This is a genomic window from Methanoregula sp., from assembly GCF_035543475.1.
Lineage (GTDB): Archaea > Halobacteriota > Methanomicrobia > Methanomicrobiales > Methanospirillaceae > Methanoregula.
Genome location: NZ_DATKKA010000003.1, coordinates 1 through 20,680 on the forward strand (window position 1 = coordinate 1; position 20,680 = coordinate 20,680).

The following is a 20,680-nucleotide window of genomic DNA, read 5'->3' on the forward strand; positions in this document are numbered from 1 at the left end:
GCCCAGGTCGGAATTCGAATCCGAGTCGATTGCGTGACAGGCAATCATGATAGGCCGCTACACTACCTGGGCATTGTTACAGTATATCCCGCCTCCCGGATTCGGACCGGGGACATCGCGGTAGCCGCGCAGTTGCCGGAACCGGCAAACCATACTACAGCCGCGCACTCTACCAGGCTGAGTTAAGGCGGGGCACTGCCTAATAATGTAGGGACAGTTTCCTATTAAACATATCGTAAGACCTGCCGTTTTCAGGGCGAAAAAAACGAGGGGTACCTGTGGTGCAGGGTTTCTTTAAATAATCGGGGACCCTATATGCATAACCATGGCTCGCAAGGATTTTGCGGGGGATCGTCTTCTTCACAGATAGCCATGCGAAGAAGAACGTGACCGTTTTTGATACCACGCTCCGGGATGGAGAACAGACCCCGGGGATAGCATTCACGTTTGAACAAAAGATCGAGATTGCCCGTCAGCTCTCAGCCATCGGTGTCCATACCATCGAGGCAGGATTCCCTGCATCATCGACCGCCGAAAAGGAGACGGTAGCTGCCATCAAAAAACTCGGGCTTGCGGCGAACATCTGTGGCCTCGCCCGCTCGGTCAAAGCAGACGTGGATGCCTGTATAGACTGTGATGTGGACATGATCCATGTCTTCATCCCGACCTCGGATATCCAGAGGGAGAACACGATCAACAAGACCCGTGAGCAGGTGCTCTCGATAACCGAAGAGATCATCGGGTATGCTAGGGATCATGTTGACCTGTGCATGTTCTCACCCATGGATGCGACGCGGACAGATCATGACTATCTCGTCGAGGTCTGCCGGACTGCCGCACGGGCCGGGGCGACGATCATCAACATCCCGGACACCGTGGGCGTTATCTCGCCTTCGGGCATGAAGACCCTGATGGGCCGGCTCGCCCGGGAAGTTGACTGCCCGCTTGATGTCCACTGCCACAATGACTTCGGCCTGGCCGTGGCAAACACGATCGCCGCGGTAGAGGCCGGGGCCTCCCAGGTCCAGGTGACAGTGAATGGCCTTGGCGAACGGGCCGGCAACGCCGACCTCGCCCAGACCGTGATGATCATGGAGTCGATCTACGGCATCCGGACCGGGATTGCCAGGGAGCGCTTAGTCGAGACCGCCCGCCTCATCTCCCGGTTCTCCGGGATAGGTATCCCACCCACCCAGCCGGTGGTCGGGGAGAACGTCTTCTCGCATGAAAGCGGTATCCACACTCAGGGCGTGCTCAAATGCACCGAGACGTTCGAGCCCGGCATCATGACCCCCGAGATGGTTGGTCACCGGCGCCGGCTCACGCTGGGCAAGCACGTGGGCCGCCATGCCGTACGCCAGATGCTCGTCGATGCCCACATCGAACCTGACGACGCCCAGCTCGACGCCATTGTCGAACGGGTCAAGGCGATCGCAAGCAAGGGCAAGAGAGTTACCGACGCCGATCTCTACGAGATCGCGGAGAGTGTCATGGGCATCGCGGCCGGGAAAAAGGTACTCCGGCTCAATGATATCGCGATCATGACCGGGAACCATGTCATCCCGACCGCAAGCGTCCGGGCACAGGTGAACGGCACCGAGCATGTCTTCTCCAGTGTGGGCAATGGCCCGGTGGATGCAGCGCTCAAGGCGATTGTCGGGATCATCCCGGCCCGGATCCAGCTGACCGAGTTCAACATCGAGGCGATCAGCGGGGGTTCGGATGCCATCTGCCACGTGACGATCGCGGTCGCTGACGAACACGGGCGGATCTACGATGCGAGCGGCAGCGGTGACGACATCGTTCTCGCCTCGGTCGATGCACTGGTCAACGCGATCAACCTCACGAGCAGGGAATAAACCCTGTCGTATTTTTGGATGCGATCGTCAGGAGTGGAGCGGATCCGATAAAAATCCCGTTATCCCGGAAAAAGATCTCAAAAAAAGTTATGCTGCGTTCGGGGCTCCCTTGCCCTCGATCGCGGCCTTGATCTGCGACTGGAGCTGCTCGAATTTGCCCTGCAGCATCGTCTCCTGCTTCTCCAGGGACTTGATCCGGAGCTCGAGTGTCTCGACCTTTTCGGCAAGTTTTGTCGAGACATAGTCCTTCTTCTTCTGGACCATGACCGTCCCGATGTTCATGTACATGGGCGCGTCGTCCGCGGCATCCTTGACCTCTTCTTCAGCGCGCTTGGCCTCGCGCACGGCCATCTCGTACTGGGTCTTCTGCGAAAGGACGGTCTGGAGCTGCTGCTGGACCTGCTGGAGCATCGCGAGCTGGTTCTGGACTTTGGGAGATATATTCTGCATAATTGACTCTTCCGTATCTAGGTTCATCCCCCAGCAATAAAAATGATTCCGCACCTGTTTACCGGCGGGGGATCGCAGGCCGGTTCAGGCTGGCGCCAGATGAGGGGAGATAAGACCGGTTTATACAATCTCCTGCATCTCGTCAGCGATACTGACCAGCCTGAGGAACATGTTGAGTGCCGCACGCAGCGCGGCGATGTCCTGTGCCTCAACACGCAGGACGAGCGTGTCAGTCCCCTCCACCCAGCAGCTCGTAACGGATCTCGGGTTGACTTCATCTTTTAACTCGGGAAGAAGCGACCGGTAGATCCGGTCCGCGTGATCGGTCGTAAACCGGAACAGGGCTTCGTGGGTTGGCACAGGAGTACCTCATCCTGGTATGGGAAGAACAAGAATAAAAAAGGGAACTGCCGGTATTTCCCGGCCACGATCCTGTTACCTGGCTTTGAGCTCTTTTATCGCTGCGCCGCGCTCTTTGAAGAGGATGCGGTGGCCGCAATAGGGACACCGGACGTTGACGTCGATCTCCACTTTCTGTTTGCACCGGGCGCACTTGTAGGTACTTGCCATTATCGGTACCGCTTACGGGGTCTTCCCTTCGACTGCACTGGTACGGTCGATCGCACGGAGGGCAACGCGGAGGGAGGGGGTCTCGGGCTGGTATGCGCCGCCGGCGAACTTGTACCCGCACTTCCGGCACAGCCAGATACCGGTACCTTTGCGCTCCACAGACATGGTGTCACACTTGGGGCAGCGGTGCGATGCACGCGAGATCTTCTCCATCTCTGCGACACGCTTGCGCACGAATCTTCCGTATCTGCAGCCGAATCGCCCTGCACTCCCGGTCACTTTTCCTTTTGCTGAATGTTCAGAGCCTGCCATGATAAATATCCACCAAACTGTCTTGCTATATTTGTCGTCACAATTAATATATTTGATTGAGGATCTTAACCTGCCCCTCGCCTTTGGAGAGTTTGTTTATCAGATCGTAGAACTCGCTCTGGATACCGGCCGGGATCCGCACGACGCAGACCCATGAACCGTCCTTCTGCCACTCGTCTTTCTCCATGGTGCTTGCAGCAGCGATATCGCCGTACGCGCGGGCGGCAAAATCGGGCGGGATCCTGACGGCGAGCCTGAGCTCCTCGAACCGGATCGGGAGAATCGGCCGCAGGGCCTTGACCGTCTCCTTGACCTGCTCGTCCACGTGCTTGAAGGGATCAATGTTAACCCGGGCCTCTTCCATCGCCATTGCAATCCGCTGCGGCGGGTGAGGGTGGCCGGTCTGGGGGTTGATCGCGTTCCGGGCAATAAACGTGATCACCTGCCTGCGTTTCTCCTCGGTCATCTCCCGGCGCTGGTCCGAGGTCAGGTGGATCTCGCCTTTCTCGATGATCTTCTTTGCCACCGTTGCAAAATCCGTGGTGTGGAACACCTTTTCCAGGGATTCCTCGGAGGCCCGGGTGGCTTTTGATGAATTCCCGAACACGTTTAATGCAGCGACGGCATCTTCGATATTGATCTCCTCGCCCTGCCGTATCCGTGCTGCCAGGTGGGGCTCGACTAAGATCTCGAAGCGTTCCCCGTAACTTTCCAGACGGGCTACCACCGCATTCTCAAGGGGGATCATACCGGATCACTGCTTGAACTGACCGACGTACGATGCGACTTCTTCCTTGGTCATCTTCTTAAATTGTGCGGTGCTGCTCTCGACGATCCCCATCTCCACGGTATCGACGTCGAACTTGCCCTCGGTTGCCGAGTGCAGGGCCTTGAGGCCGAGAAGGATGGCGTTATTGACCGGCATGTCGGCGGTATATTCCTCCTCAAAAACCTTCATGGCCGCCGGCCTGCCGATGCCAATGCCGGTCGCCTTGTACTCGAGGAGCGTGCCGGACGGGTCGGTCTCGAAAAGCCGGCATTCGCCGTCGCTGACCCCGGCGATCAGGAGCGCCGTGCCATAGGGGCGGATCCCGCCGTACTGGGTGAGGGTCTGCATGTGGTCACAGAGCTTCTTTGCCAGTGCCTCGACCTCGATCCGCTCATCGTAGGAGACCCGGTTGATCTGGCACTCGATCCGTGCCCGGTCCACAAGGGCCCGTGCGTCCCCGACAAGACCGGAGGATGCGACCCCGATATGCTCGTCGATCCTGAAGATCTTCTCGATCGACGAGGATTCCAGCAGCTTGGAGCTGACGCGCTTGTCAACGATCAGCACGACGCCACCCTGCGCCTTGATCCCGACCGCCGTGGTACCGCGCTTTACCGCTTCCCGGGCATATTCCACCTGGTACAGCCTTCCATCAGGTGAAAATACGGTGATCGCCCGGTCATATCCCATCTGGTATTGTGGTTGCATGGATAATCTCCAGATCTTCTGTTGTTAAGAACAATCGGCGTGTATTTTTAAATCCCTTTTCTAATGCATCAACCTTGTGACCGTGACTACCGGTTACTTCGACCGGGGTCTCACCGAACCGGTACGAGGGCGGTACGCATGTTCCTTCTGCCGGAGGAGTCTCCACATTCCCGCGGTCAGCAGCATTCTCTGCAGGCCCCAGATCCGCGATTCGTTCCCGCAGGCTCTCGATAGTGCCTGAAACAGCGACGACACGGAGGGCAACAGGTGTCTCCCGGCAGGCTGTAAGCGTGGAGAGGGCAATGGAGAACTCCCGTTCGGCTCCCCTGCGACACCGGAGGATCGCGTACCCGTCTTCTGCTGCGAGCACCGAGGGCTGCATGGCAGCGGCAGCCATATCCCCGAAGAGGGAAACGACCGCTTCGTACACTGCATAATAGAGGTCTTTTGTATCGGGATTCGTGCCGGCCGGATCGATCCGGGCAAGCACGTACCTCCTCTTTTCCCGGAGCGTGGGCGGGCGGATACTCATGGGATCACCTTCACGGTATCCTCTCCGCTGCCGGTGATCCGTTCAACCCCGCCAAGTGCGGCCCGGACATCTGTTTCGTCCATACCAAAGAGGGAACAGAGGCCGGCAACCTCACGAACCGATCGCAGACACAGAACGGACCGGGCAGAAGAGGAGATCGTAAGCGGGAACTCAAACCTGCGGCAGAGAACCAAAAGATCGCGATACCGGTGGATGGCCTTCTGCCGGGGATGCCCGCGCCCGAAAATGACCGGCGAGAGATCGATGTCAATGGCGGTGACATTATCCGCGGCGATCTTTGCCGCCACGTGGTCGAATGCCCGCTTGTCAGCAGTACCGATCCCCCGCAGGATATGGACGCCGGGGGTTCCGGCCACAGCCCGGTTGAAGCCGTTGTCCCCCATCTGCACAGAGAGCACACTCCCCGTGCCCCGGTTTTTCCCGGCCCGGTTCTGGACCTCCTTTGCAGGCATACCGGTAAGGACGATCCCCGGGATCACCTCAATATCCCAGATCGTCGTTGCTGGCACCCGGTCAGCAACGATGCTGTCGTACCCAAGGGAGCGCGCTTCGAGGGCGAGCCGGCTGACCGATGAGTCACCGGCCGGATACGGGAAAACGCTGGCATCGGTGATCTTCATGGAGATACCATTGCCATAAAAAAAGATAAGATTATTTGCCCTGGTTTGCGTGAGAGCGGATGCTCGGGCGGGTCTTTTCGGTGCCCCGGCCCCGGGTCCTCATGCCGCGGCCTTTCCGGCCTGCGGAGGTCTTGCCGCGCTCGGCACGGCCGCGGTGGGTCGAGTTTGCAAGCCATGCAAGGTTCCTGTCGCTCTGGATCGAGGGGTGGTGACCGTCAACGAGAATGACCTCGTAGTACTTCAGCTTGCCATCCTGTCCAACCCAGTAGGAGTTGAGCACTTCCATGTTCGGGTACCGGTTGGATGCGCGTTCCTCCGCGATCCGCTGGAGACTCTTGCCCGGGGTGGAGCGGTTCTTACCCATGCGGGCAGACCGGCGGGCCCGGACATACCGGGATACCCGGCGACCGCCACGGCGAATCTGGACGCGGACAACGGCAATACCCTGCTTTGCCTTGTATCCGAGCGAGCGGGCGCGATCGATACGGGTCGGGCGTTCGATACGGGTGACGCTGCCCTGGCGGCGCCACTCCTGCATCCGGTCCCAGAGCATGGCTTTTACATCTGACTTGTCAGGGCGGGCCCAAGCCTCCCGGACATATGCATACATCGATTTTACCATGTGCAGTTACACCTCAAGGTTCGGCCCATGACGGGCTACATTCCTTTCAACGGGACGAATCCCGCGGTTCTATAGAATTGGACAGGAGGGGTATTAAAGTACGCGGGCACTTTCCAGAAGGCGGTCGTTGTTCAGGGAACCTTTTGATGGAGGTCGGCATCTGTACGTGACCTACCGCTACACCCGTCAGGAAGCATCCGCGGCGGCCCGACTATCCGTTTTGCAGGAGGTTACAGGAACAGCTGGCGCAAAACCCGATGAGGCTTTGCGTGTATCTTCTCGTTACAGGGGATGCCACAGTGACGGGGGCGTTAGCCCCCAAGAACGATCACTGCCCTTTCCTCTTCTCCACCACCCGGATCCCTTCGATACGGGTGACCGGGTACTGGCCTTTCTCGTCCTTCTCTGCAGATTTGACCATGTCCCAGATGGTGAGGAGAGCAACCGAAACACCGGTCAGGGCCTCCATCTCGATCCCGGTCTTACCGGTTGATTTTGTGGCCACAACAGCCTCGATGTACTCGTTTCCCTCGGTAAAATCCACCGTGATGGCCCCAAGGTGGATCGGGTGGCACATCGGGATGATACGGGGTGTTTCCTTGACGGCAAGGGTGGCAGCGACCCGGGCCGTAGCAAGGACATTGCCCTTTACAACCGTACCCTCCCGGATTGCCGCAAGGGTGGCCGGCCGCAGGTAGATCCTCCCCGTTGCCACCGCTTCACGCACCACATCGGGTTTCGCGCTGATATCCACCATCTGTGCCCTGCCCTCCGAAATATGGGTGAAATCGACCATTACGTATGCCTCACAAACAGTATTTCCGGGATGTGATCCACGATATCGGAGGCCAGCATCCCCTCTCCCCGCGCCTCGGCCACGCACTCTCCGGCCCGGCCGGTCACGAACGCGGCAATGCAGGCCGCCTCAAATGCCGGAAGGTGACAGAGAAGCGCACCTGTCACCCCTGCGAGCACATCCCCGGTGCCTCCGACGCTCATAGCGGGATCACCGGTCCGGTTGAACCGGACCCGGGCCCCGTCCGTTACAACATCCACCGGCCCCTTGAGGAGAATCGTGGCACCCAGTTCCTTTGCCGCCGGTTTTGCCGCCCGGGCCCTCCCGCAGGCATCGGCCGCATCGCCGGGGAGCTGATGTTTGCCGGCAATCCGGGCAAACTCTCCGGCATGCGGTGTATATACCGTCTCCTGCGCAGCTTTCGGGAGCGGCAGTCGTAGCGCATCTGCGTCGAAGACCACCTTTTTACAGTACGGGGCAACCGCGAGAACCGCACCGTGGCTCTCCAGACCAAGGCCGTTCCCGCAGACCACCACATCTGCATGCTCCGCGAGCGCGATGAGGCGTTCCGAATGCTCCTCCCCGATCCGGTCGCCAAAAAGGCGTTCGTAGATAAGGTCCGGTACCGGTTCGAAGACCGGCGATGCAATCCGTACAATATCTGCCCCGGCCCGGAGTGCCCCGAGGCCGGCGAGGTAGGGCGCGCCCTGGTACGGCCCGCCGCCAATGATAAGCACCTCGCCACCATCCCCCTTATGCCGGGTCCGCTTCCGGGCAGGGAGAAGCGTGAGGTCCCCGGGCCCGGTACAGAGCTCCGCTTCGATCGGGATACCGATATCAATAATCTCCGATCCCTCCACCTTGGGCCGGTGGAAGGCACAGATCCGGTCGGCCCTCATCCCCGGGGACGGGAGATCGGCTGCGATGATCTTCGCCGGGGACGCGTTGGCCATCGCGATACAGGTCGCGACAGGTTCCCGTGGGGCCCCGGACATCCCGGTCCCAAGCAGGGCATCAACGATCACATCGGCTCTGGTGAAGAGAGAGGCAAAGGTGCGCAGGTCGTCAGTGGATACAAACGGGTAAAGCGCGACCCGGGAACCCCGGAGTGCGGCAAGCTGGTGGACGCAGGAAGGGCTGCGGTCACCATAATCGAGGTAACAGACCGCAGTGTCCATCCCCCGCTGGAGGTACCGGGCCGCAGCCATCCCGTCCCCGCCATTGTTTCCCCTGCCGCAGAGAATAAGCACGGCCCGGGGGCGGAATGCCAGTACCGCTTCTGCAAGAGCCTTTCCCGCGCTCTCCATCAGCTGGAGACCGGTGACACCCAGTACCCGGGCGTTCATGTCGATCGCCCGCATCCGCTCGTGGGAGATCAGGCCGGTCTCGGCAAACTCCTCAGCACAGGGAGAAAGGTCAGGCCGCATGATGCTACACTTCATTTGTTAAGACCTCCATAATTATTAGACAATGGGTTTTTCTGATGATGTGAAGGCAGCAGCCGAGCTGATCGCGGCTGCGCACGAGATAACCATCATCTCCCACATCGATGCCGACGGGATCACGAGCGAGGCGATCCTCTCGCAGGCGATCTCCCGGCACGGCATTCCCGTCCGCTCTGTCTTTGTCCGGCAGCTCGAGCCGCTCACCATGCCGCAGGTCCCTGACGATGCATCGTTCAAGGTCTTTACCGACCTTGGTGCCGGCCAGCAGAACCTCCTCGCCGCAAAGGGCCTGAGGGAAAAGGACGTCCTGATTGTCGATCACCACGTCGGCCAGACCGGCGAGGTGACATACCCTCAGGTCAACTGCCTGCCGTACGGGTACACGAAGATGAGCGCTGCCGGGGTTTCGTACCTCATCGCCAAGGCACTGGACGACGCAAATATCGACCTTGCAAAACTCGCGGTGATCGGGAATGTCGGGGATATGATGGCGCGGGAGACCTGCGGGCTTGTGGGGCCCGCCCGCGAGCTGATTGTGGAAGATGGTGTCCGGCACCGGTCCGTGAAGGTCTGCAAAAAGGACCTCAACTGCTATGGGACGGCCACCCGCCCGGTTTATCTCTCGCTTGCTTACAACGATGACCCGTTCATCCGGGGGATCAGCAACAACCCCGAGGGGGCAAAACAGTTCCTCAAAAAGATCGGGATTGTCCAGCAGACCCCGGACGGGCGCTGGTACGTCTGGGAAGAACTCTCTGATGATGACCGGCGTTTGATCATCTCCGCACTTGCCCAGCAGTTGATTGCAAATGGCGAGAGCGTGGACCGGCTCCTTGCCGAGACCTACCGGTTCCCGGACGAGATCCCAAGAACCCCGCTCCGGAACGCACAGGAGTATGCAACGCTCTTAAATGCCTGCGGGCGTTGGACAAAACCGATGGTCGGGAGCGCGATCCTCCGGGGGGACCGGGGCACCGCGTACCGCGAAGCCGAACACATGCTGGGCAACCACCGGGCCATCATCCGCAACCTGCTCCAGTATATTATTGAGACCGGGGTAAAGGAACTCGAGTACGTCCAGTATATCCACGTAGGGGGGAAGTTCCCGGACACCATCGTCGGGATTGGGGCGGGCATGGCGCTCTCCAAGCTCAATGCCGCAAAACCCATCCTGATCATGTGCGAGGTGCCGGAGGATACCAGCCTCACCAAGGTCTCGATGCGCACCACCGAACGGGTCGTGGGAAAAGGCATCGATCTCCAGCAGGCCATCAGCGATGCCTCGACCGAGTATGGCGGCGGGGGTGGGGGGCATAAGATTGCCGCCGGAGCGTTTATCCCCAAATCTGCAGAACAGGAGTTTGTCAACCGTGTCAACAGGATACTCGGAGAACAGTTCACTGGCAAGAGTGCAGGCGATCGCTGACTTCCAGTTCGGGAGCCTCTGCGGGACTGCACTCTTTCCCGAGGGCTGTACTTTTATACTCTCGACCACGGGACGTGTCAGGCAGATCCTCTATAACGGCGTGCGGCTGGCCACCATCCGGGCATCTGACGGCAGGCTGACCCTCGGGATCGAAGGGGCCCGCCGGCTTCTGGCAGCCGTACCTGCTCCCGGTTACCGGGTGGTGATCCGGGACGATGTGGCGGAATTTGTTGCGCAGGGTAAGAACACCTTTGCCAAGCACGTGGTGGCAGCCGACCCGCAGATCCGCGCGGGGGACGACGTGCTCGTGGTCGCGGGCGGCGATCGGCTCGTAGCCTGCGGTGTGGCGCTCCTTTCGGGCGTAGAGATGCTTGCATTTAATTACGGTGCAGCGGTAAGAGTACGGCAGGGGAGTGAGAAGAATGCTTCCGGGAAACATCAATCCGCGCCAGATGAAGGCGATGATGAAGAAGCTCGGCATGCAGGTCGAGCCGATTGAAGACGTCCAGAGTATTGTCATCAAGACCCCGAAGGGGAACTGGGTGTTTGACGGGGCAGAAGTGACCACAATGACCATGCAGGGGGTTACCACCTACCAGGTCACGGGTACGCCACGTTTTGAGGAAGCGGCGGTAGAGATCCCGGCCGGGGATGTCGCCATGGTCGCCGAGCAGGCCCAAGTGCCCCTCGAGAAGGCAAAAGAGGCGCTTGTGGCCACCAAAGGCGATATTGCAGAAGCGATCGTGAAACTTTCCTCACCATGATCGAGCCAGGCGACCGCGTCCTCCTGGTCGGTGCCGGGCGGGAATTCTTTGTCCGTGCCGGCCCGGGAAAGCTCTCGACCGATAAGGGCCAGCTTGATCTCGAACCCCTTGTCGGGGCAACACCGGGCGATGTCTTTTCCACCCACACCGGGCAGGAGTTCGTGCTCCGGATCCCGCGCCCGACCGACTTTTTCGTGCACGGCAAGCGCTCGGGCGCCCCGATGCTCCCCAAGGACATCGGTCTGGTGATTGCCTATACCGGCATGAACCGGAACGACGAGGTGCTCGACGCAGGGACCGGGAGCGGGATTGCTGCGATCTATTTTGGCGGGATTGCGGCCCACGTGAAGACCTACGAGGTCCGGCCGGAGTTCTCGGCGCTTGCGGTAAAGAACATCAGTGAGGCAAAACTCGGCAACGTGGAGGCTGTCGCGGCCGACGTGTTTACCGCAGAAGGCACGTTCGATGTGGTGCACCTCGATATGCAGATCGCGTCTGAGCACGTGGATTTCGCGTATAATCACCTCCGGGCTGGCGGATATCTTGCCTGCTATACGCCGTTCCTCGAACAGATGGCGATCGTGGTCGATGCAGCCCAGGCACAGTTCCCCGAGGTCCACACCCACGAGCTGATCGAGCGGGAGATGACCCGGTCAAAACGGGGAACCCGGCCCTCCACGAGCGTGAGTCATTCGGGGTATATCACTATAGCACGAAAGTAAGCGGGGATACTGATCTCTGTATCACCCCGCCTTTTTTAGGAAAAAATCCGCACCGGATTTTCCAACTTCCCGCGCTTTATATCGCTCCCACCCTGATGTGGGATCATATAGTGGAGAACTCTGCCATGACGATCCCTGAATCCCGGTTACACCCTGTCGGGACCGCACCGGTACACCGGAAGATACCACCCGCGGTTCACCTTGCCTGCATCCTGCTCCTTGTTGCAATCACCGTATGCAACGGCCCCCTCGCGGCATACTTTGCCTGAGGCCCGAAACACCCGTTCAGAGGAAGGTAAGCGGGTGGATCTCGCACGCGGGGAGGTTGTGCCCGCGGATACGCCGGACAAGGGCAAGTTCTGATGCCAGGCCCAGTTCCCGGGCCAGTTCCCCGGCCAGCACCAGTTTGTCCGCCGTGTCTGCGTACCGGTCCGGGTATTCGTCTGCCAGGGGGTGGTAGAGCAGGGCCTCTGTAACAAAACACTGCACGAGCCCCCACTTCGAGTTGATCTGCGAGAAAATATCGAAGGCATTGCTGTACCATGCATCCAGGTCTTTGGGCAGGGATCGGCCAAACCGGCCAAAGGCCAGCCGTGCAAGCTCGCATTCCCCGACAAGCACCTGGGCAAACCGGCTGATGCTCCGTATGCGCCGGGCTGCATCCTTTGCCTCATCATACAGCCGTGTGGCCTGCACGAGGTACTGGTCTGCGGCAGGACCCTCCGGCGCGGTCCAGGCACACGCCCGTGCCAGTTCTGCCTGTTCCGCGAGCAGCGCAGCGCGGCCGCGGAGGATCGTATCCCCGTAGATCGTCTCTGCAGCCGCATAGGACACCCGGGCTGCAGCATACTCGCCATCCAGGCGGCGGACTGCACCGGTCCTGCGCAGGATATCGCCCCGGAGTTCCTCCAGGTCCGGGTCGGTGTGTCCGGGATCCGCCATCTCTGCCAGCTCAAGCGCACGGGCGAACCGGGCCGGGGCGCGGGCCGGACCATACTCCCCGCTCATCAGCTCTGCTTCACCAAGACCGAAAAGGTCCCGTGTCTGGGCATAGCTGCCGGCAGTGCCGGTGCGGGAACCGGCAAGGAACGCCTCTTTTGCCCCGGCAATATTGCCCAGATGGAGGAGAATATTCCCCCTGGTGATCCTTGTTCCGGCGAGGACTGCGGCAGGATCGATACCTCCCTCGCGGGCAATGCCGACCCCCCGGTCGAAGATCGCGAGCGCTGCCTCGTACAGGTCAAGACTTGAGAAGACCTCTGCGTACCAGAAGAAGAAACGTACCTCGTGCTCACCGGGAGGTGCCGTGGCAACGAAACGGAGGAAGTCCCGCGCAAGCGAACCGTCAATGTCGCTTGCAGGAATGTTGCCAAAGAAGATATCATCGTAGATCTCCTCGAGGTAGGTGCCGATCCCCGCCGGGTCGCCCAGACGCTGGCGAAATGCCCCGTATGCCTCTTCGGCCTCGTGGCTGCGCTCGGTCCGTTCACCAATGGCGGAGATTACCCGCGGCTGGACCGGGTCGGGCATTGCCGGCCCGGTCTGGCGCGAGATCTCACCGAGCAGGACCTTAAGGTCGAGAAGCCCGGGGGAGGGGTTCTCCGCGCACCGGATGCGGATATAACGGTTGAAGAGCCACGGTCGGCGGATAAAATAGTAGGGATTTGTCCGTTCGTTTCCGGCCCTGGCCAGGATCCCCCGGCTGACCAGCAGGTCAAGCCTTTTCCTGAGCGCGGATTCGGTGATACCCCGGTCCTGTTTTCCACCTGCATCCCGGGGGGCGTTCACCCGGGAGAGGATCTGCCGGATCTTGAGGGGGCCGTCATAGAGTGCGTAAAGGGTCTCCCTGGCAGCCCCGGAAAGATCCGGTTCCTCCTGTACTATCTGGGTAAAAAGAGCCCGGTCCGGATACATTGTTTTCGTTACAACCGTTCATTACCACCCGACATATAAGTTCCGGAACAGTTCCGGCGGGATGGCACGATCCGGCCACACACCCTGCAGCTGCATGGGGCCGGGGACAGGGGTTGGAAAAAAGTACCCCCTTTTTTTCCCGGTTCCACCCCCTTAAATGGTACCGTATCCAACGCATGGATCAGGCCTGAACAGCAGGCGTACAAGGAGACCACGGGGAACCGCCGGAAACCCTCTCCCGGCACAAGCCTCCTCCAAAAGCCCCATACCAGGGAAACGGCTCCCCGTCTCTTCCCTTCTTCTGATAATTCCCCCTGACACCGCAGGTAACAAGCCATAAAAACCTATATCCCGGCCCCTGGCCGGATGTACCGTGCGACAGTTACTCCTGGATCAGGTGGCTGTTTTTGTCCCCGCGCCCGATCCCTTTGTACACGAAACCGGTGGCGATCCAAGGATCCGGGTCCACAAGATTCCGGCCGTCCACGATGACCGGGTGCTTTTTGCCGGAGAGTTTCTTTACCTGCCGGGGGTCGAGAGAGCGGTACTCGCGGTGGCTGGCAAAGATGACCACGGCATCCGCACCCCGGATCGTTTCCTCCAGGGTGGGAGAGAGGGTCACGCCCGGGGCATGCGTTACATAGGGGTCATGTACCGTGAGATCTGCCCCGGCAGCCACCAGGTTGTCCCGGTACGGTTCCGAGGGCGTGTTCCGGGTATCATCGGAATTGGCAAGGAATGCCCAGCCAAGGAGCGCAATCTTTGACCCCCTGAGGGTCGTCCCTGCACGGGCAAGGCCATCCCCGGTGAGCCGGAACATGTGCCGGGGCATGAAGTCATTGATCGTCCGGGCAAGCACAAAGAGCGAAGGCTCGCCGGCGGGGTAATCAAGCCGGTCCTTTCCCAGCTGCTGCACCCCGCGCTCGAGGTGATAGGTGTCCTTGGTGAGGCAGTGGCCCCCGACACCGGCCCCCGGCCAGAGCATGGCCCGGGTGATCCCCTCGCCCTTGAGGCTGTCGATCCCAGCCCGCACGTCGTAGAAGTTGACTCCCATTGCCTCGCAGTAAAGCGCGAGCTCGTTTGCCGCCGCAATCTGGAGGTCGCGGAACGTGTTCTCGGCGGTCTTGGTGACCTCAGCCGCAGTCGCGGTCATCGGGATCACCTTTCCTATGGTCAGCACTGGTGTATACAGCTCGGCTGCCCGGGCCGTGCTCACCGGGTCGATCCCGCCCACCACCCGGTCGTGCTCCCGGATGTTCCGGATCAGCCGGCCCACCATCACCCGCTCGGGTGCGTGGGCCAGCGCAAAGTCGGTGCCGGCAACCATGCCCGACTCCTTTTCGAGCATCTCCCGGGCCGGGCCCGCGGTTGTCCCCGGCGTGACCGTGGATTCAAGCACCACGAGCATCCCGGGCCTGAGGTTGCGGCCCACGTTCCGGATCCCTTCGTACAGGGCAGAGAAATCGGGAATCAGGTCGTCCTTGTTTGCAAACGGTGTCTGGATGGAGAGGGTCACCGCATCGAGTTCTGCGATCCGGGAAAAATCGGAGGTGCATTCGAACTTATGAGCCCCGGTCACTTTTTTCAGCAGCTCTTCAAGGCCCGGTTCCTCGCCTTTGAGGGGGCTCTCGCCCCGGGTGAGCATCGCGATCTTGTATCCCGACGAAGGAGAGTCACGCTGGAAACCGTACACGCGGGAGAACTCCGGGGCATCGGCAAAGAGGGCGGCGGCCGGGATACCAACGTACCCCATGCCGATGACCCCGATCTTCCGGATCGGGCCCCGGTCTCTGATCAATGCCTCAAGTGTCATGCCTGAATTCCCGCTGAGAACCCGGCCCGGATCTGTTCGCTCACTTCGAGGTTCCGGATTGCCTGTTCCGGGGTGACCGGGAAGGGCGCATGCCGCCGGGCACAGTCAAGGAAGGTCGAAAGTTCCACCTTGAGGGGCTCGACCTTATTCACCATCACCTTCTCGATGATGTTCTCCTGCACGTACCGCTCGTTCTCGAATTGGTACTGCCCGGGCTTCCGGTAGATGGTGACCTCCTGGGCCATGAAGTCGCCTTCCACCGTGAAGTCTTCCTCCTCGATATAGATCATCCTGATCTTCTTTGAAGCCTTGCGGCTGGCCGAGAGTGCCACGGGAACCCCCCCGCACTCCATGAGCACGCTGCAGAGATCGGCATTTCCCACGGAATAGATGTGACAGGGTTTCGGGAAGAACACATTGAGGACAATATCGATGTCATGGATCATCAGGTCCTCGATGATGGAGCTCCCCGTTACCCGGGCCGAAGCCGGGTTATGCCGCTTCATCTCCACATACAGGGGTTTTGTCACGATCTTTGCGATCTCCGCGATGATCGGGTTGAACCGCTCGATGTGCCCGACCCCGATCGTGATCCCCTTGGGGGCTCCGGCCATGAGTGTCTTTGCCTCCGCGGCCGTTGCGCAGATCGGTTTCTCGATGAACACGTGTTTTTTTGCAGCAAAGACCTGGGCTGCCACCTGTGCATGGAAGGGTGTCGGTACGCAGATACTCACCGCGTCTACGTGGGCGAGGAGCGCTTCTACCGTGGGATAGGCGGTTGCGCCATGCTGCTGTGCAATCGCTTGTACTGCCCCGGTATTCACGTCGCAGATCCCGAGGTGGCCCACGCTCTTTAACTCCGAATAGACCCGGACATGGTTTTTTCCCATTGTCCCGACACCGATAACACCAACATCCATCTCATTTCACCTTGTTGACGGTTTCGCAGATATAGGCAAGGTCCTTTGCATCAAGCGACGGGTGGACCGGCAGGGAGAGCACCGACCCGGCGAGCTTTGTCGCCACCGGGCAGGGATCGGGTTCGGCCACCGGGGCATAGAGGGGCTGGCGGTGGATCGGGATGGGGTAATGTACCGCCGACCCAATCCCTTTACTCCTGAGATAGTCCACGAACGCCTGCCGGGAGAGCGGGAACTCCCCGGTGAGCCGGACCACGTACTGGTGGTACACGTGCTGCACGTTCTCGGCAACCCTGGGCTTAACCAGACCCTTTGCCGAGAGGTTTGCTGCATAGTACTCCGCGTTCTTTCTCCGGCGCAGGTTAAACTTGTCCAGTTTTTTGAGCTGGACGATCCCGATCGCCGCCGCAATATCAGTCATCCGGTAATTGTACCCGAGCACGGTGTGGAGGTACTTCTCGCTCTGGCCGTGGTTGATGATCAAGCGGAGCCGGTCGGCCGTGGCCTTGTCGCTCGTTGTTACCATCCCCCCCTCTCCGGTGATCATGTTCTTGGTGGCATAAAACGAGAAGCACCCGCACCGTCCGAAATTGCCCACCTTCGCGCCATGGTACACGGCACCGTGCGCCTGGGCTGCGTCCTCGATGAGCAGAAGGTTGTGCGCTTCACAGATCTCCTGTACAGATTCAACATCGAAGGGCTGGCCGAAGAGGTGGACGCCAATCACTGCCTTCGTCTTCGGGGTGATGCGCTCTTTTACCTGGTCCGGGCGGATATTGAAGGTCTCCTCGTCAACATCGGCAAAGACCGGCCGTGCACCGCACATCGATACAGCAGTCGCCGTGGCAATGAACGAGAATGCCGGGACGATCACCTCATCGCCAGGCCCGACACCACATGCAAGCAGGGCGGCATGGAGGGCAGTAGTGCCGTTGCTGACCGCGATGGCCTCCGCGGTACCGCAGTACGCGGCGAACTTACTCTCCAGCTCGGCGACCCTCTCTCCCTGTGCGAGCATCCCGGACATCAGCACGTCCGATACAGCCGCCACCTCCTCCGGGCCGATGACCGGCCGCGCTACTGGAATCTGCATGGCTCACGTTCCTTGTACGATATCGTATATTCCTCTAGGTACATGGACGACGATGGGATAATATCATTTTGCCGCCTGCCGTCGTTTTCCTGTCGTGACTTTTTGGCGGCCCTCATGAAGATAGGTACATTAGGCCGGAACGTGCATATAATTTTAAGAAACACCGCGCGGGAGGAGTTGCCACGCATCACATCATTTCCATCGGGGATTTTGATCGCAGCGCAATTGACCGGCTGCTCGATCATGCACAACAGATTGGAAAGAAAAAATACGATAAAAATGCTCTCAACGGCAGGATCCTTGCCGTTCTCTTTTTTGAACCCAGCACCCGGACCAGGATGTCCTTTGAATCTGCCATGGCACGCCTCGGCGGGAGTTCGATCTCGGTGAGCAGTGTCGAGGCCTGTTCCATGGCAAAAGGGGAGACGCTTGCCGACACGATCCGGGTGGTGAGCGGGTACGCAGATGCGATCGTGATCCGCCATCCCAAGGAGGGCGCGGCCCGGCTCGCCGCGGAATTTGCAACCGTCCCGGTCATCAATGCCGGCGACGGTGCCGGCCAGCACCCCTCCCAGACGCTCCTAGATCTCTACACCATCCGTCAGTCAATGAAGATCGACGGGATCGATGTAGCACTCGTGGGCGACCTGCGGTACGGACGGACAGCGCATTCGCTTGCCTCGGCGCTCTCTCTGTACGGGGTCCGGCTCCACACCATCTCCCCGCCCGGTCTCGAACTCCCCCCCACCCTTGCCGAAAGCCTGACCGAAAAGGGAATGGAGATCATCAGCCATTCCGATATCAGCGAAGTGATCGGTGAACTGGACGTCCTCTATGTCACGAGGATCCAGCGGGAACGCTTCCCCGACTCCACCTCGTACTTCAATGTCGCTTCCAGCTACCGGATCACCCCCGAACTCCTGGCCGGGGCGAAGAAAAACCTGATTGTCCTCCACCCGCTCCCGAGGGTGGACGAGATCGACCCGCGGCTGGACTCCTCCCCCCATGCAAAGTACTTCGAGCAGTCCAGAAACGGGGTGCCCGTGCGGATGGCAATGCTCCTGGACGTGATGGGATGAGACACATCGCTCCTGCAGATACCGGTGATGATGAGGGGGAGGGCCTCATGGTCAGGCGGATCAGGAACGGCACCGTGATCGACCACATCGTCGGGGGAGAGGCGCTCAACGTGATCAAGATCCTGGGGATCGCAGGGACTACCACCGAGACGCTCTCGATCGCCACCAATGTCCCAAGCAAGCATATGGGCACCAAGGATATCGTCAAGATCTCCAACCGCGAGCTCTCCAAGGAGGAGGTCGACCGGATCGCGCTCATCTCGCCCCGGGCCACCATCAACATTGTCCGGGACTTCAAGGTCTGCGAGAAGAAGGGGGTCGAGATCCCCACCGAGATCGTAGGGAGCGTACGGTGCCCGAACCCCGGCTGCATCACCCGCACCAGCGAGCCGATCCGGAGCCGGTTTGCGGTTTTGCCTGACGGGAAAGGCCTGCGCTGCACCTACTGCGATTCGGTGATCACCAAAGACCTGACCAGTTACATTATCTGATTTTTTTGTTTTTGCCAAAATTCCCGGCTTTTTTGCATTACAGAGAATTTTTCTTTGCAACCCCCCTTACGCCAGCCCTGCCTCTGGGAAGACAGGGGCTTATACGATGCACCCGGTATTACCTGCATAAAAAAAACCATTTCCCCGTTCCCTTTTTGGGTACAGGTAATACGACGCTATCGCAATTGGGGGGGGGCCTTAAGCGGAGGGAGCAAAAGCCCCGGGAGCGCTATAATGATGCATGGACCGGTCGCGAAAAAGTGTTTTTACAACCGCTGAAATACCGGCGTTAGTTTTGTCCTTCCTGATGAATCAGGTGCCCGTGCACATCGATCTCGCCACGCCAGATCCGGGTGGAGGAGATCCAGCGGCCGTCCTCGGCAAGCACGCAGGTGATCTGGTGGATGTCCACCTTGCGCAGTTTCTTTTCCCGGCGCATTTTGTTGATTTCGACAGCCACCGGCAGCGTCTCCTCGGAGACCACGATCGCGTCAAAGTCCGTATCGAGCGCCGAACCGAACCGGTCGCTGAGCGGTTCGACCTCCCAGTGCGTTGCATATTTCCGTTCCGGGGTCTTTGCGATGATATGGCCGGTAATGAACTGCTCGAGGTCCGCCCTGCGCTCTGCAAAAGGGTGGATCGGGTGGGTCTTCCGGCTCGCAAACGGGTCCGTCGTGAGCCCGATCACGACCTGCCCCTCGGGCCCGGCGAGCTCGAACGAGCGGGTCAACAGGCGCTTGTGACCGTCGTGCAGCGGATCGAAGGTTCCCCCTACCATAACCTTCATGTTGCCTGTACGTTAAGTTCCTATGGTATTATGGGTATGGATGGGAAGATTGCAGGCACGCCGCTCTGGTGCGCCCCCAATGCAACGGTGATCGGCAGGGTGACCCTGGGAAGGGATGTCGGCATCTGGTTCGGGGCCGTCATACGGGCCGACAAGGATCAGATCACCATCGGTGACCGGTCGAATGTCCAGGACAACTGCGTGGTCCACACGAGCGCCGGCTTCCCGACCACGATCGGATGCGATGTCTCCGTGGGCCACGGTGCAATCCTCCACGGATGCACCATTAAGGACCGGGTGCTGGTCGGCATGGGCGCCATCGTGCTCAACGGGGCGATTGTTGGTGAAGATTCCCTGATCGGTGCCGGTGCCGTGGTGACCGAAGGCATGCAGGTCCCGCCCGGCTCGGTTGTGCTGGGCGTGCCCGGCAAGGTGCTCAAAGCGACCACCCCGGACCAGCGTACCCATATCCTTGAGAATGCACAGTCCTACGTCAGGCTGGCCGGGGAATATGCCCATGGGTGATGCGGTCGTCATCGGCGGCGGTGTGGCGGGCATCCAGGCAGCGCTCGATCTGGCCAACCATGGTATCGTGGTCCACCTGATAGAGCGGGAGCCCACGATCGGCGGCCACATGGCCCAGCTCGACAAGACGTTTCCGACAAACGACTGCTCCATGTGTATCCTCTCGCCCAAGATGGTGGATGTGCAGCGGCACAAAAACATCAGGATCCATACCCTGGCGGAAGTGGAAAAGATCGAAGGGAAGGCCGGCAGATTCAAGGTGACTGTCCGCGAGCACCCGCGCTACATTGACATGGTGGCCTGCACCGGCTGTGGCGACTGCATTGAGGTCTGCCCGGTCGAGGTCTACAACCGGTTCGATGCCGGGGTAGGGGTGAGGAAGGCGATTTACAAGCCCCACCCGCAGGTGGTACCCGACCGGGTGGTAAAGGACAACGAGCAC

26 protein-coding genes and 1 tRNA gene are annotated in these 20,680 nt (G+C 60.0%); 10 read left to right on the forward strand and 17 right to left on the reverse strand.

The genetic code is table 11. From position 1 onward, the window contains the following. Positions 1-86: 86 nt before the first annotated feature. Positions 87-192: transfer RNA gene (locus tag VMS83_RS00285), tRNA-Tyr, on the reverse strand. Positions 193-341: 149 nt separating this feature from the next. On the opposite strand from VMS83_RS00285, the gene VMS83_RS00290 reads away from it, so the two are divergent. Next, complete coding sequence (locus VMS83_RS00290; RefSeq protein WP_325408747.1) at positions 342-1,859, forward strand: 2-isopropylmalate synthase; 1,518 nt, start codon at positions 342-344, stop codon at positions 1,857-1,859. Between the two features lie 87 nt (positions 1,860-1,946). Here the strand turns inward: VMS83_RS00290 and VMS83_RS00295 are convergent, their stop codons facing one another. The 11 genes from VMS83_RS00295 to VMS83_RS00345 all read right to left on the reverse strand — a co-directional run bounded on the left by VMS83_RS00295 (position 1,947) and on the right by VMS83_RS00345 (position 8,701). After that, positions 1,947-2,309 (reverse strand): prefoldin subunit beta, encoded by a 363-nt coding sequence (locus VMS83_RS00295; protein WP_325408748.1) that lies wholly within the window; start codon positions 2,307-2,309, stop codon positions 1,947-1,949. A 120-nt stretch (positions 2,310-2,429) separates the two neighbouring features. After that, positions 2,430-2,669, reverse strand: coding sequence for a KEOPS complex subunit Pcc1 (locus VMS83_RS00300; RefSeq protein WP_325408749.1), 240 nt, complete (start codon positions 2,667-2,669; stop codon positions 2,430-2,432). Positions 2,670-2,744: 75 nt separating this feature from the next. Next, on the reverse strand, positions 2,745-2,879 hold the full coding sequence (locus tag VMS83_RS00305; protein ID WP_012107386.1) for a DNA-directed RNA polymerase subunit P: 135 nt from the start codon (positions 2,877-2,879) through the stop codon (positions 2,745-2,747). A gap of 12 nt (positions 2,880-2,891) precedes the next feature. Beyond that, positions 2,892-3,191 (reverse strand): 50S ribosomal protein L37ae, encoded by a 300-nt coding sequence (locus VMS83_RS00310; protein ID WP_325408750.1) that lies wholly within the window; start codon positions 3,189-3,191, stop codon positions 2,892-2,894. 43 nt (positions 3,192-3,234) lie between these two features. Then, positions 3,235-3,939 carry a ribosome assembly factor SBDS gene (locus VMS83_RS00315; RefSeq protein ID WP_325408751.1) on the reverse strand — a complete coding sequence of 235 codons (705 nt, stop codon included), beginning with the start codon at positions 3,937-3,939 and terminating at the stop codon, positions 3,235-3,237. 6 nt (positions 3,940-3,945) lie between these two features. Continuing rightward, positions 3,946-4,668: an archaeal proteasome endopeptidase complex subunit alpha gene (gene psmA, locus VMS83_RS00320; protein ID WP_325408752.1), complete on the reverse strand. Its 723-nt coding sequence runs from the start codon at positions 4,666-4,668 to the stop codon at positions 3,946-3,948. Then, positions 4,640-5,200, reverse strand: a complete 561-nt coding sequence (locus tag VMS83_RS00325) for an Rpp14/Pop5 family protein (RefSeq protein WP_325408753.1) — start codon at positions 5,198-5,200, stop codon at positions 4,640-4,642. Before VMS83_RS00325 ends, psmA begins: the two co-directional genes overlap by 29 nt. Continuing rightward, the gene (locus tag VMS83_RS00330) at positions 5,197-5,841 is read right to left on the reverse strand and encodes an RNase P subunit p30 family protein (RefSeq protein ID WP_325408754.1); all 645 of its coding nucleotides are present in this window, start codon (positions 5,839-5,841) and stop codon (positions 5,197-5,199) included. The genes VMS83_RS00325 and VMS83_RS00330 overlap by 4 nt, the downstream gene beginning before the upstream one ends. Positions 5,842-5,872: 31 nt before the next feature. Next, positions 5,873-6,463, reverse strand: coding sequence for a 50S ribosomal protein L15e (locus VMS83_RS00335; protein ID WP_325408755.1), 591 nt, complete (start codon positions 6,461-6,463; stop codon positions 5,873-5,875). A gap of 328 nt (positions 6,464-6,791) precedes the next feature. Beyond that, the gene (gene moaC / locus VMS83_RS00340; RefSeq protein ID WP_325408756.1) at positions 6,792-7,259 is read right to left on the reverse strand and encodes a cyclic pyranopterin monophosphate synthase MoaC; all 468 of its coding nucleotides are present in this window, start codon (positions 7,257-7,259) and stop codon (positions 6,792-6,794) included. Continuing rightward, entirely contained in the window at positions 7,259-8,701 is a 1,443-nt protein-coding gene (locus VMS83_RS00345) for an NAD(P)H-hydrate dehydratase (protein ID WP_325408757.1), read from the reverse strand. The genes moaC and VMS83_RS00345 overlap by 1 nt, the downstream gene beginning before the upstream one ends. 28 nt (positions 8,702-8,729) lie before the next feature. On the opposite strand from VMS83_RS00345, the gene VMS83_RS00350 reads away from it, so the two are divergent. The 5 genes from VMS83_RS00350 to VMS83_RS00370 all read left to right on the forward strand — a co-directional run bounded on the left by VMS83_RS00350 (position 8,730) and on the right by VMS83_RS00370 (position 11,885). Continuing rightward, positions 8,730-10,130 carry a DHH family phosphoesterase gene (locus VMS83_RS00350; protein WP_325408758.1) on the forward strand — a complete coding sequence of 467 codons (1,401 nt, stop codon included), beginning with the start codon at positions 8,730-8,732 and terminating at the stop codon, positions 10,128-10,130. After that, complete coding sequence (locus tag VMS83_RS00355) at positions 10,075-10,629, forward strand: PUA domain-containing protein (RefSeq protein ID WP_325408759.1); 555 nt, start codon at positions 10,075-10,077, stop codon at positions 10,627-10,629. Before VMS83_RS00350 ends, VMS83_RS00355 begins: the two co-directional genes overlap by 56 nt. Beyond that, complete coding sequence (locus VMS83_RS00360) at positions 10,553-10,894, forward strand: nascent polypeptide-associated complex protein (protein ID WP_325408760.1); 342 nt, start codon at positions 10,553-10,555, stop codon at positions 10,892-10,894. Before VMS83_RS00355 ends, VMS83_RS00360 begins: the two co-directional genes overlap by 77 nt. After that, positions 10,891-11,616 carry a protein-L-isoaspartate carboxylmethyltransferase gene (locus VMS83_RS00365; protein WP_325408761.1) on the forward strand — a complete coding sequence of 242 codons (726 nt, stop codon included), beginning with the start codon at positions 10,891-10,893 and terminating at the stop codon, positions 11,614-11,616. The genes VMS83_RS00360 and VMS83_RS00365 overlap by 4 nt, the downstream gene beginning before the upstream one ends. 125 nt (positions 11,617-11,741) lie before the next feature. After that, positions 11,742-11,885, forward strand: coding sequence for a hypothetical protein (locus tag VMS83_RS00370; RefSeq protein WP_325408762.1), 144 nt, complete (start codon positions 11,742-11,744; stop codon positions 11,883-11,885). 16 nt (positions 11,886-11,901) lie between these two features. Here VMS83_RS00370 and VMS83_RS00375 read toward each other — a convergent pair whose 3' ends face one another. The 4 genes from VMS83_RS00375 to VMS83_RS00390 all read right to left on the reverse strand — a co-directional run bounded on the left by VMS83_RS00375 (position 11,902) and on the right by VMS83_RS00390 (position 17,356). Further along, positions 11,902-13,530: a hypothetical protein gene (locus VMS83_RS00375; protein WP_325408763.1), complete on the reverse strand. Its 1,629-nt coding sequence runs from the start codon at positions 13,528-13,530 to the stop codon at positions 11,902-11,904. Positions 13,531-13,912: 382 nt separating this feature from the next. Beyond that, positions 13,913-15,343 (reverse strand): nucleotide sugar dehydrogenase, encoded by a 1,431-nt coding sequence (locus VMS83_RS00380; protein ID WP_325408764.1) that lies wholly within the window; start codon positions 15,341-15,343, stop codon positions 13,913-13,915. Next, complete coding sequence (locus VMS83_RS00385) at positions 15,340-16,263, reverse strand: Gfo/Idh/MocA family oxidoreductase (RefSeq protein WP_325408765.1); 924 nt, start codon at positions 16,261-16,263, stop codon at positions 15,340-15,342. Before VMS83_RS00385 ends, VMS83_RS00380 begins: the two co-directional genes overlap by 4 nt. 1 nt (position 16,264) lies before the next feature. Then, positions 16,265-17,356 (reverse strand): DegT/DnrJ/EryC1/StrS family aminotransferase, encoded by a 1,092-nt coding sequence (locus VMS83_RS00390; RefSeq protein WP_325408766.1) that lies wholly within the window; start codon positions 17,354-17,356, stop codon positions 16,265-16,267. Between the two features lie 191 nt (positions 17,357-17,547). Between VMS83_RS00390 and pyrB the strand changes: the two genes are divergently transcribed. Together pyrB and pyrI are read left to right on the forward strand one after the other, a co-directional pair. Beyond that, the gene (gene pyrB, locus VMS83_RS00395) at positions 17,548-18,435 is read left to right on the forward strand and encodes an aspartate carbamoyltransferase (RefSeq protein WP_325408771.1); all 888 of its coding nucleotides are present in this window, start codon (positions 17,548-17,550) and stop codon (positions 18,433-18,435) included. Next, positions 18,432-18,926, forward strand: coding sequence for an aspartate carbamoyltransferase regulatory subunit (pyrI, locus tag VMS83_RS00400; RefSeq protein ID WP_325408767.1), 495 nt, complete (start codon positions 18,432-18,434; stop codon positions 18,924-18,926). Before pyrB ends, pyrI begins: the two co-directional genes overlap by 4 nt. A gap of 289 nt (positions 18,927-19,215) precedes the next feature. Here the strand turns inward: pyrI and VMS83_RS00405 are convergent, their stop codons facing one another. Further along, the gene (locus VMS83_RS00405; protein ID WP_325408768.1) at positions 19,216-19,713 is read right to left on the reverse strand and encodes a phosphopantetheine adenylyltransferase; all 498 of its coding nucleotides are present in this window, start codon (positions 19,711-19,713) and stop codon (positions 19,216-19,218) included. A 36-nt stretch (positions 19,714-19,749) separates the two neighbouring features. On the opposite strand from VMS83_RS00405, the gene VMS83_RS00410 reads away from it, so the two are divergent. Both VMS83_RS00410 and VMS83_RS00415 read left to right on the forward strand, forming a co-directional pair. Continuing rightward, complete coding sequence (locus VMS83_RS00410) at positions 19,750-20,238, forward strand: gamma carbonic anhydrase family protein (protein WP_325408769.1); 489 nt, start codon at positions 19,750-19,752, stop codon at positions 20,236-20,238. Next, positions 20,231-20,680 (forward strand): FAD-dependent oxidoreductase (locus tag VMS83_RS00415; RefSeq protein ID WP_325408770.1); only part of this gene is annotated, 450 nt, incomplete at its 3' end. The genes VMS83_RS00410 and VMS83_RS00415, both read left to right, overlap by 8 nt.

Coding starts and splice junctions, on each gene's coding strand:
- VMS83_RS00295 (WP_325408748.1), bottom strand. CDS start 2,309: ATGCAGAATATATCTCCCAAAGTCCAGAACCAGCTCGCGATGCTCCAG.
- VMS83_RS00305 (WP_012107386.1), bottom strand. CDS start 2,879: ATGGCAAGTACCTACAAGTGCGCCCGGTGCAAACAGAAAGTGGAGATC.
- VMS83_RS00310 (WP_325408750.1), bottom strand. CDS start 3,191: ATGGCAGGCTCTGAACATTCAGCAAAAGGAAAAGTGACCGGGAGTGCA.
- VMS83_RS00315 (WP_325408751.1), bottom strand. CDS start 3,939: ATGATCCCCCTTGAGAATGCGGTGGTAGCCCGTCTGGAAAGTTACGGG.
- psmA (WP_325408752.1), bottom strand. CDS start 4,668: ATGCAACCACAATACCAGATGGGATATGACCGGGCGATCACCGTATTT.
- VMS83_RS00325 (WP_325408753.1), bottom strand. CDS start 5,200: ATGAGTATCCGCCCGCCCACGCTCCGGGAAAAGAGGAGGTACGTGCTT.
- VMS83_RS00330 (WP_325408754.1), bottom strand. CDS start 5,841: ATGAAGATCACCGATGCCAGCGTTTTCCCGTATCCGGCCGGTGACTCA.
- VMS83_RS00335 (WP_325408755.1), bottom strand. CDS start 6,463: ATGGTAAAATCGATGTATGCATATGTCCGGGAGGCTTGGGCCCGCCCT.
- moaC (WP_325408756.1), bottom strand. CDS start 7,259: ATGGTCGATTTCACCCATATTTCGGAGGGCAGGGCACAGATGGTGGAT.
- VMS83_RS00345 (WP_325408757.1), bottom strand. CDS start 8,701: ATGAAGTGTAGCATCATGCGGCCTGACCTTTCTCCCTGTGCTGAGGAG.
- VMS83_RS00350 (WP_325408758.1), top strand. CDS start 8,730: ATGGGTTTTTCTGATGATGTGAAGGCAGCAGCCGAGCTGATCGCGGCT.
- VMS83_RS00360 (WP_325408760.1), top strand. CDS start 10,553: ATGCTTCCGGGAAACATCAATCCGCGCCAGATGAAGGCGATGATGAAG.
- VMS83_RS00365 (WP_325408761.1), top strand. CDS start 10,891: ATGATCGAGCCAGGCGACCGCGTCCTCCTGGTCGGTGCCGGGCGGGAA.
- VMS83_RS00370 (WP_325408762.1), top strand. CDS start 11,742: ATGACGATCCCTGAATCCCGGTTACACCCTGTCGGGACCGCACCGGTA.
- VMS83_RS00375 (WP_325408763.1), bottom strand. CDS start 13,530: ATGTATCCGGACCGGGCTCTTTTTACCCAGATAGTACAGGAGGAACCG.
- VMS83_RS00380 (WP_325408764.1), bottom strand. CDS start 15,343: ATGACACTTGAGGCATTGATCAGAGACCGGGGCCCGATCCGGAAGATC.
- VMS83_RS00385 (WP_325408765.1), bottom strand. CDS start 16,263: ATGGATGTTGGTGTTATCGGTGTCGGGACAATGGGAAAAAACCATGTC.
- VMS83_RS00390 (WP_325408766.1), bottom strand. CDS start 17,356: ATGCAGATTCCAGTAGCGCGGCCGGTCATCGGCCCGGAGGAGGTGGCG.
- pyrI (WP_325408767.1), top strand. CDS start 18,432: ATGAGACACATCGCTCCTGCAGATACCGGTGATGATGAGGGGGAGGGC.
- VMS83_RS00405 (WP_325408768.1), bottom strand. CDS start 19,713: ATGAAGGTTATGGTAGGGGGAACCTTCGATCCGCTGCACGACGGTCAC.
- VMS83_RS00410 (WP_325408769.1), top strand. CDS start 19,750: ATGGATGGGAAGATTGCAGGCACGCCGCTCTGGTGCGCCCCCAATGCA.